A 16,081-nucleotide genomic window follows, 5' to 3' on the forward strand; every position below is an offset into this window, starting at 1 on the left:
GACGTGACGGCCCGACGACTTGACGAAGGAGATCCCGAAGGTGCGTGACTCCCGCTATCCCTTCACCGCGATCGTGGGGCTGGAGGACCTGAAACTCGCGCTGATCCTCAACGCGGTCTCCCCCCGGGTCGGGGGAGTGCTGGTCAGGGGGGAGAAGGGCACCGCCAAGTCCACGGTCGTCCGGGCGCTGGCCGCGCTCCTGCCGCCCGTCGAGGTGGTGACCGGCTGCCGCTTCTCCTGCGACCCCGCCGCCCCCGACCCCGGCTGCCCCGACGGGCCGCACGAGGCCCGTACGGAACCCCCGGCTCGGCCCGGGGAGGCTCGCTCCGGTGCGGTCCAGGCTGACGCGGCTCAGGCTGCCGTGGCTCAGGCTGCCGTGGCTCCGCCCGGTGGTGACCGGGGCGGCGCGGTGCGGCCCGCGCGACTGGTCGAGTTGCCCGTCGGCGCCTCCGAGGACCGCCTCGTCGGCTCCCTCGACATCGAGCGAGCCCTCACCGAGGGCGTGAAATCCTTCGAACCCGGCCTCCTGGCGGGTGCCCACCGGGGCGTCCTGTACGTCGACGAGGTCAACCTTCTCCACGATCACCTGGTGGACCTGCTGCTCGACGCCGCCGCCCTCGGCACCTGCTACGTCGAGCGCGAGGGGGTGTCGGTCCGGCACGCCGCCCGGTTCCTGCTGGTCGGGACGATGAACCCCGAGGAGGGGGAACTGCGCCCGCAGCTGCTCGACCGCTTCGGGCTGACCGTGGAGGTCCGGGCCTCGCGGGAACCGTCCCAGCGGGTGGACGTGGTCCGGCGCCGCCTGGCCTTCGAGGCCGACCCCGACGCCTTCGCCGCCGCCTGGTCGGAGGAGGAGCGGGCGCTGGCCACGCGCATCGCCGAGGCTCGTACCAGGGTCGCCCAGGTCGTCCTGCCGGACGCGGCGCTGCTCAGGATCGCCACCGTCTGCGCGGGGTTCGAGGTGGACGGGCTCCGGGCCGACCTGGTCACCGCCGGCGCGGCGATCGCGCACGCCGCCTGGCAGGGCCGCACCTCCGTCACCGCCGACGACGTACGGGAGGCGGCCAGGCTCGCGCTCCCGCACCGCCGTCGCCGCGACCCCTTCGACGCGCCCGGCCTGGACGAGTCCAGGCTCCAGGATCTCCTGGACCAGATCCCCGACGACCCCGAGGGGCCGGACGACCCGGACGACTCCGGGGGCCCCGGGGGCATCGATCCCGACGCGGGCCCGGACGGACCCGCGCCCGACGGCGGCCCCGAGTCCGGGGACGCCACCTCGGACGACCCCGGCCCGGACGGTTCCGAAGGTCACGACGGCCGGGACACCCCCCGGCCCGCGGATCCGGACGTCCGGGGCGCCTCCGACCCCGAGGCGAAGGAGGTCCCGGCCTCCGCCGAGGATCCCCGGGAGTCGCCGGAGACGACCGGGGGAGTACCGGCCCGCGAGCAGACCTTCGACGCCGACCCCGGGGGCAGGACCAGGCTTTTCACCGTCCCCGGCATCGGCGCCGGAGCCCCGGGGCGCCGGTCGCGCGCCAGGACGCCCCTGGGCCGTACCACGGGGGCCAGGGTCCCCGAGGGCCACCCCGGCTCCCTCCACCTGCGGGCCACCATCGGCGCCGCCGCCCCGTACCAGGTCGCGCGGGGCAGGAGCGGGCCCGGACTGCTGCTGCGGCGCGGCGACCTCAGGGAGGCGGTCCGCGAGGGCCGCGAGGGCAACCTGGTGCTGTTCGTCGTGGACGCGAGCGGTTCCATGGCCGCCAGGCAGCGCATGCGCGCGGTCAAGACAGCGGTGCTGGGCCTGCTCCTCGACGCCTACCAGCGCCGCGACAAGGTCGGGCTCGTCACCTTCCGCGGCGCCCGCGCCGACCTGGTCCTGCCGCCCACCTCCTCCGTCGAGACCGGGGCGGCCCGGCTGCGCGAGCTCCCCACCGGAGGCCGGACCCCGCTGGCCGCCGGACTGCTGCGGGCCGCCGAGGTGCTGCGGGTCGAGCGCCTGCGCGACCCGTCCAGGCGCCCGCTGGTGGTCCTGGTCACCGACGGGCGGGCCACCTCGGGAACCGTCGAGGAGTCCCACCGCGCGGCGGGACTGCTGGCCGGGGTGGCGGGCGTGGTGGTCGACTGCGAGGGCGGTCACGTACGCCTCGGCCTCGCGGCCTCCCTGGCGGCGCGGATGGGCGCGGAGACCGTACGCCTCGACGACCTCACCGACCTGGCCGGGGTGGTCCGTGAACGGCGCGGCGCCGCGTGACCGCGAAGAGCCGGCCACGACAGCGAGGACAGCGAGCCAGATGACAGCGAGTCACATGACAGCGAAGGGAGGGCGACGATGCCGCAGGGCAAACCCGTCAGCGTGCCCGAGGACGGCCTGACCACCAGGCAGCGCCGCACCCGGCCGCTGCTGATCGTCCACACCGGGCCGGGCAAGGGCAAGTCCACGGCCGCCTTCGGCCTGGCCCTGCGCGCCTGGAACCAGGGCTGGCCGATCGGGGTCTTCCAGTTCGTCAAGTCCGCCAAGTGGCGCATCGGCGAGGAGCGGGCGCTGCGGGTGCTCGGCGACTCCGGTGAGGGCGGGCCGGTCGCCTGGCACAAGATGGGCGAGGGCTGGTCCTGGATCCAGCGGCCCGGCAGCGAGGAGGACCACGCCGCCGACGCCCGCGAGGGCTGGGAGCAGATCAAGCGCGACCTCGCCGCCGAGACGTTCCGCCTGTACGTGCTCGACGAGTTCACGTACCCGATGAAGTGGGGCTGGATCGACGTCGACGAGGTGGTCGAGACCCTGCGCGGGCGCCCCGGCGGCCAGCACGTCGTCGTCACCGGCCGCGACGCCGACCCCCGGCTGCTCGACGCCGCCGACCTCGTCACCGAGATGGGCAAGATCAAGCACCCCATGGACGCCGGGCAGAAGGGTCAGAAGGGCATCGAATGGTAGCCCGGCTGGTCATCGCGGCCCCCGCCTCCGGAGCGGGCAAGACGACCGTGGCGACCGGCCTGATGGCCGCCCTCGCCCGCCGGGGCATGGCGGTCTCCCCGCACAAGGTGGGGCCCGACTACATCGACCCCAGCTATCACGCCATGGCCACCGGCCGCCCCGGACGCAACCTCGACCCCTGGCTGGTGGGGGAGGAGCTCGTCGCCCCGCTGTTCCTGCACGGCGCCGCCGGGGCGGACATCGCGGTCGTGGAGGGCGTGATGGGCCTGTACGACGGCGCGGGCTCCACCGAGTTCGCCTCCACCGCGCACGTCGCCAGGCTGCTCGGCGCCCCGGTGGTCCTGGTCGTGGACGCCGCCAAGCAGAGCCGCTCCGTGGCGGCGCTGGTGCACGGGTTCGCCTCCTACGACACCCGGATCAGGCTCGGCGGGGTGATCCTCAACCGGATCGGCTCCGAGCGGCACGAGGCCATCTGCCGCGAGGCGCTCGCCGAGAGCGGTGTCCCCGTACTCGGCGCGATCCGCCGCAGCGACGCCGTCGCCACCCCCTCCAGGCACCTGGGCCTGGTCCCCGCCGCCGAGCGCCGCACCCAGGCCGTCAGGGCCATGGACGCCGTCGCGGATCTGGTCGCCGCCTCCTGCGACCTGGAGGAACTCCTGCGCCTCGCCCGTACCGCGCCGCCGCTGCCCGCCGTCCCGTGGACCCCCGGGCCGCCCGCCGCCCCCGTCACGAGGATCGCGGTCGCCGGGGGGCAGGCCTTCACCTTCGGCTACACCGAGCAGGCCGAACTGCTGGCGGCGGCGGGGGCCGAGGTCGTCCCCTTCGACCCGCTCGTGGACGAGACCCTCCCCGAGGGAGTTCGCGGGATCGTCATCGGGGGCGGCTTCCCCGAGGTCTACGCGGCCGAGTTGTCGGCGAACGAGCCGCTGCGCGATCAGGTGGCCGCGTTCGACGGGCCGATCTCGGCCGAGTGCGCGGGCCTGCTGTACCTGGCCAGGAGGCTGGACGGCAGGCCGATGTGCGGGGTCCTCGACATCGAGGCCAGGATGACCGGAACCCTCACGCTCGGCTACCGGGACGCGGTGGCCGTCCGCGACTCGCCGCTCACCAGGGACGGAGAGCGCTACCGGGGCCACGAGTTCCACCGCACCGCGGTCGAGCCCGTCCCCGACCGGCCGCTGTTCCGCTGGCGTGGCGGCGCCGACGGGTTCGCCGACGGCCGGGTCACCGCCTCCTACCTGCACCTGCACTGGGCCGGTAGTCCCCGGCTGGCCTCCAGGTTCGTCGAGGCCTGCCGTCGCGTCCCGGCCGTCTGACGTCCTCACGGTTCGAGGCTGGGCGGTCTGACCCTGTTCAAGGCGGTTCTAGGGTAACTTTCCATTAAGTCTAATTCTGACTGTTTGTCCATTTATTTGATGCCTTAGAGAAGGGCGCCCCGCCTGACCCTCACGGAACGGCCCGCTCCCGCGCGGCGAGAGAAGGGACGAAAAGCGCTTTTCTCCCGTCCTGAATGTCCGGTGAAAGGCCGCGCGAGCCCCCCGGAGGTCCGCTAGGCGAAGGCGTCCGGCGGCAGCCGGGCCGCGGGCAGCCGAGGCGGTGCCAGGGCCACCCCCTCGGTGTGGAGGATCGCCGACAGCATGCGGCCGGCCTGCCCCATGCTGATGCGGGCCGCCGGATCGCGCTGGAGCAGCCCCTCCAGGACGGGCCACAGCACTCCCGCCAGCGTCGCCGGGCCTCCCTGCCCGCCGCCCGAGGGCTCGCGCGGCGCCGGCGTACGGGAGGTGGGGCGCGGGGGGCGGCCCTCCACCGCGAAGTACAGGCTCGCCCCGAACGACCACAGGTCGCCCGCCGGGGTCGGCGGCCCGCCCCGCAGCCGCTCCGGCGCGACGAAGGCGGGAACGTGGGCGAGCGGCACGGTCGTGGAGTCGCCGGGATCGCCGGGATCGCCGTGCAACGCCGCGATGCCGAAGTCGGCCAGCACCACCCGGTCGCCGGTCAGCAGGATGTTGCGCGGGTTGATGTCCCGGTGCAGGACTCCCGCCCCGTGCGCGTGGCGCAGCCCGCTCAGCAGCTGGAAGCCGATCCACGCCGCCCAGTGGATCGGCAGGTGACCCAGGTGCCGCACGGTCTCCTTGAGCGTGAGGGCCTCCAGCAGCTCCATCACGATCCAGAGCCGCCCGTCCTCCTCGAGCAGGTCGTGCACGGAGATCACCGCCGGGTGGTTCAGCCTCCCGGCCGAGCGCGCCTCGCGCAGGGCACGCCGCCGCGCGTCGTGCATGTCCGCCCCGTCCTCGTCGAACCGGGGCTGGATCTCCTTGATCGCCACATTCCGCCTGAGCAGGGAGTCGTGGGCCCGCCACATCGTGCCCACGCCGTCTCGCCCGATCCGCGAGGTCAAGTGATAGCGATCACCTAGTAAGCGTGCCTTTCCCGCATCTGTTCCCATGAATCACCTGCTGCACATAGAAGCCGGGCCTCTCAGCTGATTCATATTTCCACCCGGAACAGTGCACTATGTGATTACCCATGGTGATTCTCTGTAACGATTCAGACGCACGAGCACGCCGGAATTTTATTCCGTGTCCGTAAAGCCTGATTACGGAATCAGGAAAGCCGCCCGGGAGCGGCTGTCACACCTCGGGAATGCGCCTGTGAACGGCTTCAGGCCGCGCTGAAGCAGCGCACGTCCTCCAGCATCTTGGAGGTCCGCTCGGCACTCAGCCGCGCCCGAGGGTCCTTGCGCAGCAGTCCCCGCAGCACCGGCTCCAGGGCGCCCGCCCGCTTCGGCGCGCGCGGGGGTTCGCGCAGCGCCGCCACCAGCGCCGCCATCGAGTTCACCGTACGGAACGGGGTCCTGCCCTCCACCGCCATGTACAGCGTCGCGCCGAACGACCACATGTCCGCCTCGCGGGTGCCGCCCCTGCCCTGCAGTGCCTCCGGCGCGATGAACGCCGGGGTGCCCCGCGTCGAGGTCGTCGCCGCGCCCTCCGGCGCGGCGAAGCCGAAGTCGGCCAGCACCACCCGGTCGCCGGTGAGCATGATGTTGGCGGGCTTGATGTCACGGTGGATCACCCCGCCGTCGTGCGCGTGCCGCAACGCCTCCAGCAGGCGGCACCCCATCGCCGCCACCAGGTCCACCGGGAGCGGGCCCGCCTGCACGAGCGTGTCGTGCAGCGTCAGCGCTTCCAGGAACTCCATGACGATCCAGAGGCGCTCGGACTCCTCGGTGAGGTTGTGCACCGTCACGATGCCCCGGTGGCTCAACCGCGCCGCCATGCGAGCCTCCCTGACCACCCGCCGCCGCTGCTCGGCCGCGGCGGCCCCGGGTGGCAGGAGTATCTCCTTGAGGGCCACCTCTCGCTCCAGCAGCAGGTCGTATGCGCGCCAGACGACGCCGGTCGCCCCTTGGCCGACGCGTGAGACGAGCTTGTACCTGCGCGCGATGATGGTGCTCACCTCCCAATGATCGCAGTTTTCCACCCCGAAGGCCTACCTGGAACGTTCCCTATCTCCCCTGAGGCGGTGAATTGGGGTGGATTCGGTGGGTGACGGTGCTCACACGAGGCGCGAGGGGGTCCATCGGGGGCTCACGCGCGGCTCGTGCGGGGTTGTGGGGGCCATGGGGCCATGGGGCCATGGGGCGGGGCCGTGGGAGTCAGACGAGGCCGACGCCGAGCAGTAGCGTGCCGACGCCCAGCGACACCCCGCCCGCCGGGACGAGCCAGATCAGCCGGTTCGGCTTCGTGTCGGAGGGGCGCACCACGGACAGGAAGAAGCCCAGCGGCATCAGGATCGGCGCCGCCACGATCAGGATCCGGGTCAGATCCTTCAGGCCGCCGGACAGGTCCGCCTGGTCGATGTAGAGCAGCGCGACGAGCGCGAAGAGCACCAGGACGCCCGCGTGCGCGTGCCCGGCCCGCCACAGGCCACGCCGCACCGGGTTGTCCGCGTATCCGGGAATGCCGCGCATGATGTGCGCGAGCAGGGAGACCCCGCCGAAGGCCACGGCGGGCACGGTGATGAGGAGTATTCCGGCTGTGCTCAGTGACGACGGTGACATGGGAGGCCCTCTCATTGGATAGTGAAGCTAGCCAATTATTGGATAGAGACGCTATCTAGTCAAGTGCGCCGGATCGGCCTCGGCGCCCCGATTTGCCTTGGGGGCCAGGGGAGAGGTTCCCTGACGGACAGGACCTCGGCACGGCCGGTGCGGGCTCCCGTAAAGATCGCGGGATGATCCGCGCGCAATGTCGCCCGGTTCGGGGAAGATATGAATCAGATCCGTCCCCCAGGTGGAGGTGCCACACATGGCAAGCAAGGACACCGGCGGCCAGAAGCAGACCGGCCGGACCGACAAGGAAGTCGAGGAGACCGCCCCGGCGGAAACCTCCGACGTCCAGGAACGTCACGAGAAGCTCTCCGACGACGTCGACGCCATCCTCGACGAGATCGACGAGGTCCTGGAGGAGAACGCCGAGGAGTTCGTGAGGAGTTACGTACAGAAGGGCGGACAGTAGGTTCGCCCGCTGGGATTCACGGTCAGGGGCGGAAGCGGATCCGGTGAGGAGCCGGAAGGCCCGTCCTGACGCCTACGGGCCCGGCTCGGCTCCCGCCGGGCCTGGCGGGCGGGTGACGTGCGGCCGTCCCCGGCCGCGAGCGCCCTTCCGGAGGCTCCGCCTCCGACCGCCGCGAACACACTGAGTCGATCAGGGGAGACCCCTCCGGGAACGGTTCCAGGAGGGAACGAGAACCGTCCGGAGTACGAAGCGGGAAGGCGCGGGCCGATCCGGCCGCGACCGTTCCCGGCCCGGCGGGCCGGCCGTTCCCGCCGGCCCCGCCACCTCCGTGGACGAGGGCCGAAGCGGTGGGAGAACCGCGAGCGTCGGCCCCTCACGACGTCCTTCCGTGAGCACCGGCCATGAGCGCCGCAAGTGAGCCCTGTCTATGAGCTCCGTCCGTAAGTGCCGCCCCCGTCCGTGAGTACGCCCTTCGCGGGCGCCGTCCCGCGTTCTTCGCGGGCGCGGTCCCGTCTCCCGCGCGGTCCGGGCGGGCCGTCGCCCTCTTCGCCGCCTCCGTCGTGATCGCCGTCTCGGGGGGATCCGAGAGGGATCCGGCGGCCGGGGCCGATCACCCGTAAAGATTCAAAAGCCCGGCGGAGGTGGTTCGCGCTGAGCTGATCCAGGGAAGTGCAAGCAGCACGGCAAGATGAGTAAGGTCGGGCCTTAAAGGACCGCACCTTTGGAGGGAGTCGCGTGGGATCTCACAGGGACCTGCCCGCCGGCATGGTGAATCATATCTTTACCGACACCGGGAGCTCCTCGTTCACCGAGTTCGTCAGGTCCCATTCGCCGGACTTGCTGCCTGGCCGTAACGAGGCTTTGGCGACCCCGGTGGGCGATCAGATCCCGCACGCCACCACGATCGTCGCGGCGATGTGCGCCGGTGGCGTGGTGATCGCGGGAGACCGCCGGGCGACCTCCGGCAACATCATCTCCCAGCGTGACATGGAGAAGGTGTTCCGCACCGACGACTACTCGGGCATGGGCATCGCCGGGGCGGCGAGCACCGGCATCGAGATGGCCCGCCTCTACCGGGTGGAGCTCGAACACTACGAGAAGCGCGAGGGCCGCACGCTCTCGGTGGTGGGCAAGGCCAACCGGCTCGCCACGATGATCCGTGGCAACCTGGGGATGGCGATGCAGGGGCTCGTGGTCGTCCCGCTCTTCGCCGCCTACGACCCCGATGTCGACGGCGGACGCATCTTCAGCTACGACGTGGGCGGCGGTCCCTACGAGCAGAGCCAGTATCACTCGATCGGGTCCGGTTCGATCTTCGCGCGGGGCGCTCTGAAGAAGCTCTACCGCGAGGGAGCCTCACCCGAGGACACCGTGCTGACGCTGATCCAGGCCCTCTACGACGCGGCCGACGACGACTCGGCGACCGGCGGTCCCGACGCGATCCGCAAGATCTGGCCCGTCGTCGCGGTGATCACCGCCGACGGATATCGCCGGCTTCCCGACGAGGAGGTCGGAGAGATCGTCCGGGTCGTGATCGAATCCCGGGCGGACCACCCCGACGGCCCCACCGCCCCGCTGCGCTAACACGAGAGGATCACCCCAGGTGTCCATGCCTTTTGGATATGTCTCGCCCGAGCAGCAGATGCGGGACAAGGCGGACTACGCGCGCAAGGGGATCGCGCGGGGCCGTAGCGTCGTCGTCCTGCAGTACGAGGACGGCATCCTGTTCGTCGCGCCCAACCCGTCCCGCGCCCTGCACAAGATCAGCGAGATCTACGACAAGATCGGGTTCGCCGCGGTCGGCCGCTACAACGAGTTCGAGGCGCTGCGCCTCGGCGGCATCCGGTACGCCGACATCAACGGTTACACCTACGCCCGCGACGACGTCACCGCCCGTGGCCTGGCCAACCTCTACGCGCAGAACCTCGGCCAGATCTTCACCGAGTCGCTGAAGCCGTTCGAGGTGGAGATCGTGGTCGCCGAGGTCGGCGACTCCTCCGACGAGGACCACATCTACCGGCTGACCTTCGACGGCTCGGTCTTCGACGAGGCGGGCCTGGTGGCCATGGGCGGTCAGGCCGAGGCGGTGGCGGGCCGTCTCAAGGAGCGCTACCGCGACGGCCTGCCGCTGGGCGAGGCGCTGGAGGCGGCGCTGTTCGCGCTGACCGAGCCCGGAGGCGAGCGCTTCCCCGCGAACCAGCTGGAGGTGGCGGTGCTCGACCGCAACCGCCCGCACCGCAAGTTCCTGCGGCTCAACGGCCCCAGGCTGGAGCGGCTGCTGGCCGACGGGGCACCCGCGGCCGGGCCTGCCACGACGGCGACCAAGAACGAGAGCCCCCTCACCGCGCCCGAGACGCCCGGCGCCCCGCCGACCGCGCCCGACGGCGACATCGACACCGGATCCAGCGGCTGACCGCGTCCACCGGCGACGCCGGGGCCGCACAGGACGGCTGACCGCACGGCGCGGGAGTGCCCCCACCCGGGGACGGCACTCCCGCGCCGGACCGCCGGAGAGTGGCGGTGGAGCGCCACCCCGCCCACCCGGGGACGGCACCCTCGCGCCGGACGGCCGACCGGCGACCACACGGCGCCGCCTCCGCCCGGGGGCGGCGTTTGGATGTGTCCTGGATCACACCCCCTCCGGGCAACCGATCCCGTCCCGCGGCGGTCACAGTCCGTGTGAACAACACCATCCGCCGGACCCGGACCGGGTTCGCTCTCCATATGACCGCCCCCGCGGCTCCGCGACGGCCCGGCGTGGCGCTCGCCCTGCTCGCGGCCGTGGCACTGGCGTCCGGCTGCGCCGCGGAGACCACCCCGGCCCCCTCCCCGGCAGCCGCCTCCACGCCCGTCTCCTCCACGCCCGCCCCCTCGACGGGCGCGCCGGACCCCACCCCGGCCTCCAGGCCCGCGGCCACCCCCGAGCTCTTCGGCACCGAGTTCCAGGCCGCTCCCGAGCACGACTGGAGCAAGGGGCGACCGCCGCCCTTCGAGGGCGTCCTGCGGGGCTGGCTCACCGACGTGGACGACAACGGGGTGGCCGAGTACCGGCCGATCCGCTTCGTCCAGCGCGACGGCGAGGACGGCCACTTCGACGGCCCCGAGGAGGGCGACGTGGTCCGCTACATGGCGCCCATCGCCGAGGACGTGCGGTTCCTCGCCGACAGCGGCTGCGACGGCTCGACGCAGACCTACGACAAGGCCACCAACCTCGGCACCGAGAGCTGCACCCGCGAGACGCTGATCGCCAACGTCAGGGAGGCGGCCTCCCTGACCGGGGTGGAGGGCCTCTACCGGCCGGCCCTGATCACCACAGAGAACGGCCGGATTACCAAGGTTGTCGAGATCTTCTGGCAGGGCGGAGGCTGACCGGGACCGCCGATCCCGGCGACTTCGCACCGCTCGCGCCCGGTGGGAGCCGGGCGCGGGCCGCGCTCGCGCTTAGCCGCTCGCGGCCTGGGGCATAAGCCGTACGACCGAAAACCCCATGATCCCTCCCGCGAGAGGGGTTCGGCGAATAGTGTGAGGCAATGGATCGTCGCATCTTCGGGCTTGAGAACGAGTACGGCGTCACCTGCACGTTCAGGGGGCAGCGGCGGCTGTCACCCGACGAGGTAGCGCGTTATCTATTCCGCCGTGTCGTCTCCTGGGGCCGATCGAGCAACGTCTTCCTCCGCAACGGGGCGCGCCTGTATCTCGACGTGGGAAGCCACCCCGAGTACGCCACCCCCGAGTGTGACAACGTCGTGGAGCTCGTCACCCACGACAAGGCGGGAGAGCGCATCCTGGAGGGCCTCCTCGTCGACGCCGAGAAACGCCTCCGCGAGGAGGGCATCGCCGGGGACATCTACCTGTTCAAGAACAACACCGACTCCGCGGGCAACTCCTACGGCTGTCACGAGAACTACCTGGTCGGCCGGCACGGCGAGTTCGGCCGCCTGGCCGACGTGCTGATCCCGTTCCTGGTCACCCGGCAGATCATCTGCGGGGCGGGCAAGGTGCTGCAGACCCCGCGTGGGGCGGTCTACTGCGTCTCCCAGCGGGCCGAGCACATCTGGGAGGGCGTCTCCAGCGCCACCACCCGGTCGCGCCCGATCATCAACACCCGGGACGAGCCGCACGCCGACGCCGAGCGGTTCCGCCGCCTGCACGTCATCGTCGGCGACTCCAACATGAGCGAGACGACCATGCTGCTCAAGGTCGGCGCGACCGACCTGGTGCTCCGCATGATCGAGGCGGGCACCGTGATGCGCGACCTGTCCCTGGAGAACCCGATCCGGGCCATCAGGGAGGTCTCCCACGACATGACCGGGCGGCGGCGGGTGCGGCTCGCCAACGGCCGGGAGGCGTCCTCGCTGGAGATCCAGGAGGAATACCTCTCCAAGGCCCGCGACTTCGTCGACCGCCGTGGCGGCGACGAGATCAGCCACCGGGTGCTGGAGCTGTGGGAGCGCACGCTCAACGCGGTCGAGACCGGCAACCTCGACAAGGTCGCCCGCGAGATCGACTGGGTGACCAAATACCAGCTGATCGAGCGCTACCGCAAGAAGTACGACCTGCCGCTGTCGAGCCCCAGGGTCGCCCAGCTCGACCTCGCCTACCACGACGTGCACCGCCGCCGAGGCCTGTTCTACCTGCTGCAGAAGCGCGGCGCGGTGGAGCGGGTGGCCTCCGATCTGAAGATCTTCGAGGCCAAGTCGGTGCCGCCGCAGACCACCCGGGCCCGGCTGCGCGGTGAGTTCATCCGCAAGGCGCAGGAGAAGCGCCGTGACTTCACCGTCGACTGGGTGCACCTGAAGCTCAACGACCAGGCGCAGCGCACCGTGCTGTGCAAGGACCCCTTCCGCAGCGTCGACGAGCGGGTGGACAAGCTCATCGCCGGAATGTGACGGTCATACTTCGGCAAGCTCGTCCCGGCCTTACCTCCTCCGTACGCCGGGACGGGTAATGTGGCGCGAACCTGACGTCTGCTTGAGGGATACCTATGCGCCGCCGCAGCATGGCCGTACTGGCCGCAGTGCCTCTGATGTTCGCCGCAGCATGCGGCTCCGGAGGGGGCGTGGCCACCGGCGCCTCCAGTCCCGCCAGCAGCAGTAGTAGTGGGGTCACCGAGCTCCAGGTGACCGGGCAGGCCGGAGCCAAGCCGACCGTCGCCTTCCCGTCGAAGGTCGTCGAGACCTCCTCCTTCAAGGTGCTCACCCCCGGCACCACCGGCGAGGCGGCCAAGGCCGGCACCAACGTCGTCGCCAACTTCACCGTCTTCACCTGGGACGGCAAGGAGAACAAGCTCGCCGGTTCGACCTACGACGAGGGCGGGCCGCAGGTCATCACGCTCAACGAGCAGGTCCCGGAGATCCTCCGCAAGGGCTTCGCCGAGACCAAGGGCGGCGGCAGGTTCATGTCGGTCGTCGCCAAGGACGCGCTGCCCGCCGAGCAGCAGGCGCAGGCCCCTCCGGGTCAGTCGCAGGTCTTCGTGGTCGACGTCGTGGGCGTCCCCCAGGAGAAGGCCGCCAAGGGCACCGCGGTCGACCCCGGCCTCAAGGGTGTCAAGGTGGAGAACCCGGCCGGCGACGCCGCGCCGAAGCTCACCACCAAGACCAAGGAGAAGGCTCCCAAGGAGCTCGTCGCCAAGACCGTGATCAAGGGCACCGGTCCCGAGGTCAAGAGCGGCCAGTCGATCCTGGTCCAGTACGCCGGGAAGATCTGGGGCTCGGACCTCGAGTTCGACAGCAGCTGGTCCCGGGGCGCGCAGCCGATCATGTTCCAGATCGGCGCCGGCAAGGTCATCAAGGGCTGGGACCAGGGTCTGGTCGGCGTCCCGGCCGGCAGCCGGGTGCTGCTGAGCATCCCGCCGGACCTCGGTTACGGCAAGGCGGGCTCCGGCGACAAGATCAAGGGCACCGACACCCTCGTCTTCCTGGTCGACGTGCTGGCCGCCTACTGAGCCCGCCGGGTCGCCGACCCGACGTTGTCCCATCTTCGGCGAGGCTCCGGCGAGGTCCACCGGGCCGTCGCCGGGGCGAACCGCCCCATCCGGAGCCCGGCCGTGCGCGCACGGCCGGGCTCCGCGCTTTCCCGGCCCGGGGCCCGGTCCGTCATCGCGCCGCCACCGGGCCGCTTCGCCCGTCTCGCCCGCCGGGTTTCGTGCTGTCCGGAACGCCTGCTGGATCTCGTACCGTCCGGGCCGCCCGCCAGTACCCCCGCCGGGCCCTCGTGCCGTCCGCGGCGCCCGGCCGCCTCGTCCGCCGGGGCTCGGCCCATCCGGAACGCTCGCGGGCGGGGGGCGTGGCCTCCGGGCACTCGGCCTACAATCCGGGCTGTGAGCGGCGACGATCTCGACACGGTGGCGGTACTCCACGACCCGGTGCGCCGGGCCGTCTACGACTACGTGGCCTCCCAGCGCCACGACGTGGGGCGTAACGAGGCGGCCGAGGCGGTGGGGGTGCAGCGGACCCTGGCCGCCTTCCACCTCGACAGGCTCGTCGAGGCCGGCCTGCTGGAGGCGGGGTTCCGGCGGCTGACGGAGCGGACGGGGCCCGGCAGCGGCAGGCCGGCGAAGGTCTACCGCAGGGCGCCGGGGGAGTGGCAGGTCAATGTGCCCGCCAGGGACTACCGCACCCTCGCCCTGGTGCTGGCCGAGACCGTCGAGCTGCTCGGCGGGGACGAGCGGGCCGAGCAGGCCGCCCGGCGCGCGGGAGCCCGGTTCGCGGGGGAGGGCGAGGATCTCGCCGGGGTGCTGCGGCGGCGCGGATACGAGCCGTACGAGGAGGACGGCCGGGTGCGGCTGCGCAACTGCCCGTTCCACGTGCCGGCCGAGGAGCACCCGCTGCTGGTCTGCTCGGTGAACCTGGAGTTGTGCCGAGGGCTGCTCGACGGGCTCGGGCAGGACGCCTCGGCGGCCGTCCTGGACCCGCGCCCCGGGGAGTGCTGCGTCGCCTTTTCTAAAAATAATGAAGATTGACATAGAAGGATCGGAGATGGTCTGCTGTGTCCATGCACCTGGCCCAGCTGAACATCGCCCACATGCGCGCGCCCAAGGACTCCCCGGAACTGGCCTCCTTCATGGCGGGCCTCGACCCCCTCAACCGGCTGGCCGAGGCCGACCCCGGCTTCGTGTGGCGGCTCAAAGGGGGTGACGGCCCCGACGACACGGTCGAGCACGAGTACGGAGACCACCTGCTGATCAACTTCTCCGTGTGGAGGTCGCGCGACGCGCTGTGGGACTACGTCTACCGCAGCGGCCACCTGGCGTTCCTGCAGCGGCGCCGGGAGTGGTTCCTGCGCGTCGCGGAGCCGTACTCGGTGATGTGGTGGATCCCCGAGGGGCACGAGCCGACGCTGGCCGAGGGGATGGAACGCCTGGAGCGGCTGAAGGCCGAAGGCCCCACGCCGGGGGCCTTCACCTTCAAGAACTTCTACGACAGCGGCGAGGCGGCGTGGTCCCCGGCGGCGGCCGAGGCCGGGAAGTAGGCCGGGTCCTCCAGGACTTCTACGACAGCAGTGAGGCCGCGTGGCGCCCGGCGGCGGCCGAGGCCAGGAAGTAGGCCAGGTCCTCGTCCAGACCCCGGCCCATCGTCGACAGCCGTACCGGAGACCCCCGCAGCGCCTCGTGCAGCCCGTCCACCGGCACCTCGACCAGCTCGTGCCGCGCGGCGAGGGGGCGCGACTGCTCGGCCACCCGCCTGCCGAAGTCGCCGGGCAGCACGGGCACGGCGACCTGGGCCGGGGCGAGCGCCACCCGGCCGTAGGCGGTCAGCGAGTGGTGTGAGACCCCGATGTGGCGTTCGCGCAGGTCGCCCTCGCTGACCCGCAGCGCCGCGACCGGGCGGCCCCCCAGGACCGCGGCGGCGTTGACCGCCTCGCCGGCCGAGACGCCGGAGAAACCCCAGCGGGTGCCGCTGCCCAGGTTGCCCGGTCCCTGGGTGACGATCGCGACGTCGGCCTCCAGGACGTGCCTGGCCGCGAGCAGCCCGGTGTGCGGGGTCACCACCTCCACGTCGCCGCCGAAGGCCTGGCCCGCTGTGACGACCCCGCACAGCCAGCCGACCTCCCGCAGCCGCGCGCACGACATGGAGAACCAGGCGGGCAGCGCCCCCCCGTCGAGCATCACGTACGCGACCCTGAGGGGCTTCACGCGCTCCCGGCCCCCGGTCTCCGCGGTCCCACCGGGCCCCGGGGGCCTCGGGCCGTACAGGCCGCAGAGGATCGCGGGCAGGGCGGAGTGCAGGTCGGCGACGATCACCGGCATGCCGTCCACGGAGTCGGCGTCGCGCAGGACCTCGTGGAAGGGCGAATCCTGCTCGTCCGCGCCGAGGACGGTGGCCTGCAACGGGGTGTAGCGTGCCTTCACCAGGTGTCCGGGGCCTTGAGGATCTTGTGGCAATCGGTCGGGAACAGCCACCACCATGGCGTAGCCTCCCGTACCGAGACCCATCGCGAGCGCGGTCGTGTTGAGCAGCACCACGTCACCGGGCTCGGGGCGGCCCACCAGGGCGGGGTAGGCGAGCGCGCGCGCCGCACCGTCCTCGGTGGTCACGTCGAGTTCCACCGCCCCCGGCCATTCGCGCCGGATCCGTACGACCTCGCCCCTGCGCCATCTGATCACGGGGGAAGGGTAGCGTCACTCGAACAG

15 protein-coding genes are annotated in these 16,081 nt (G+C 71.9%); 11 read left to right on the plus strand and 4 right to left on the minus strand.

Annotated elements, in window-relative coordinates:
* Positions 1-40 precede the first annotated feature (40 nt).
* From ABD817_RS27205 to ABD817_RS27215, 3 genes are all read left to right on the plus strand, one after another.
* Positions 41-2,251, plus strand: a complete 2,211-nt coding sequence (locus tag ABD817_RS27205; protein WP_344921004.1) for a magnesium chelatase subunit D family protein — start codon at positions 41-43, stop codon at positions 2,249-2,251.
* A gap of 78 nt (positions 2,252-2,329) precedes the next feature.
* Positions 2,330-2,932, plus strand: a complete 603-nt coding sequence (gene cobO / locus ABD817_RS27210; protein WP_344921005.1) for a cob(I)yrinic acid a,c-diamide adenosyltransferase — start codon at positions 2,330-2,332, stop codon at positions 2,930-2,932.
* Entirely contained in the window at positions 2,926-4,248 is a 1,323-nt protein-coding gene (locus ABD817_RS27215) for a cobyrinic acid a,c-diamide synthase CobB (protein ID WP_344921006.1), read from the plus strand. The genes cobO and ABD817_RS27215 overlap by 7 nt, the downstream gene beginning before the upstream one ends.
* A gap of 233 nt (positions 4,249-4,481) precedes the next feature.
* Here the strand turns inward: ABD817_RS27215 and ABD817_RS27220 are convergent, their stop codons facing one another.
* From ABD817_RS27220 to ABD817_RS27230, 3 genes are all read right to left on the minus strand, one after another.
* Complete coding sequence (locus ABD817_RS27220) at positions 4,482-5,330, minus strand: serine/threonine-protein kinase (RefSeq protein ID WP_344921008.1); 849 nt, start codon at positions 5,328-5,330, stop codon at positions 4,482-4,484.
* Between the two features lie 263 nt (positions 5,331-5,593).
* Positions 5,594-6,388, minus strand: a complete 795-nt coding sequence (locus ABD817_RS27225; RefSeq protein WP_329079321.1) for a serine/threonine-protein kinase — start codon at positions 6,386-6,388, stop codon at positions 5,594-5,596.
* A 199-nt stretch (positions 6,389-6,587) separates the two neighbouring features.
* Positions 6,588-6,992, minus strand: a complete 405-nt coding sequence (locus ABD817_RS27230; protein ID WP_344921009.1) for a hypothetical protein — start codon at positions 6,990-6,992, stop codon at positions 6,588-6,590.
* A gap of 247 nt (positions 6,993-7,239) precedes the next feature.
* On the opposite strand from ABD817_RS27230, the gene ABD817_RS27235 reads away from it, so the two are divergent.
* From ABD817_RS27235 to ABD817_RS27270, 8 genes are all read left to right on the plus strand, one after another.
* On the plus strand, positions 7,240-7,449 hold the full coding sequence (locus ABD817_RS27235) for a ubiquitin-like protein Pup (protein ID WP_329079325.1): 210 nt from the start codon (positions 7,240-7,242) through the stop codon (positions 7,447-7,449).
* Between the two features lie 765 nt (positions 7,450-8,214).
* The gene (prcB, locus tag ABD817_RS27240) at positions 8,215-9,033 is read left to right on the plus strand and encodes a proteasome subunit beta (protein ID WP_344921010.1); all 819 of its coding nucleotides are present in this window, start codon (positions 8,215-8,217) and stop codon (positions 9,031-9,033) included.
* Between the two features lie 25 nt (positions 9,034-9,058).
* Positions 9,059-9,862, plus strand: coding sequence for a proteasome subunit alpha (gene prcA / locus ABD817_RS27245; protein ID WP_344921011.1), 804 nt, complete (start codon positions 9,059-9,061; stop codon positions 9,860-9,862).
* A gap of 311 nt (positions 9,863-10,173) precedes the next feature.
* A complete protein-coding gene (locus ABD817_RS27250) occupies positions 10,174-10,818 on the plus strand; it encodes a hypothetical protein (protein WP_344921013.1) in 645 nt (214 codons plus the stop codon).
* A 161-nt stretch (positions 10,819-10,979) separates the two neighbouring features.
* Positions 10,980-12,338, plus strand: coding sequence for a Pup--protein ligase (pafA, locus tag ABD817_RS27255; protein ID WP_030904553.1), 1,359 nt, complete (start codon positions 10,980-10,982; stop codon positions 12,336-12,338).
* 137 nt (positions 12,339-12,475) lie between these two features.
* The gene (locus tag ABD817_RS27260; RefSeq protein ID WP_344921014.1) at positions 12,476-13,393 is read left to right on the plus strand and encodes an FKBP-type peptidyl-prolyl cis-trans isomerase; all 918 of its coding nucleotides are present in this window, start codon (positions 12,476-12,478) and stop codon (positions 13,391-13,393) included.
* A 375-nt stretch (positions 13,394-13,768) separates the two neighbouring features.
* Positions 13,769-14,410: a helix-turn-helix transcriptional regulator gene (locus tag ABD817_RS27265; RefSeq protein WP_344921015.1), complete on the plus strand. Its 642-nt coding sequence runs from the start codon at positions 13,769-13,771 to the stop codon at positions 14,408-14,410.
* Between the two features lie 32 nt (positions 14,411-14,442).
* Positions 14,443-14,919 carry a DUF3291 domain-containing protein gene (locus ABD817_RS27270; RefSeq protein ID WP_344921182.1) on the plus strand — a complete coding sequence of 159 codons (477 nt, stop codon included), beginning with the start codon at positions 14,443-14,445 and terminating at the stop codon, positions 14,917-14,919.
* Between the two features lie 19 nt (positions 14,920-14,938).
* Here ABD817_RS27270 and ABD817_RS27275 read toward each other — a convergent pair whose 3' ends face one another.
* A complete protein-coding gene (locus ABD817_RS27275; RefSeq protein ID WP_344921016.1) occupies positions 14,939-16,054 on the minus strand; it encodes a DUF3866 family protein in 1,116 nt (371 codons plus the stop codon).
* Between the last annotated feature and the right edge of the window lie 27 nt (positions 16,055-16,081).

It is taken from the genome of Streptosporangium oxazolinicum (assembly GCF_039537505.1).
In the GTDB taxonomy this organism is placed as follows: Bacteria; Actinomycetota; Actinomycetes; order Streptosporangiales; family Streptosporangiaceae; genus Streptosporangium; species Streptosporangium oxazolinicum.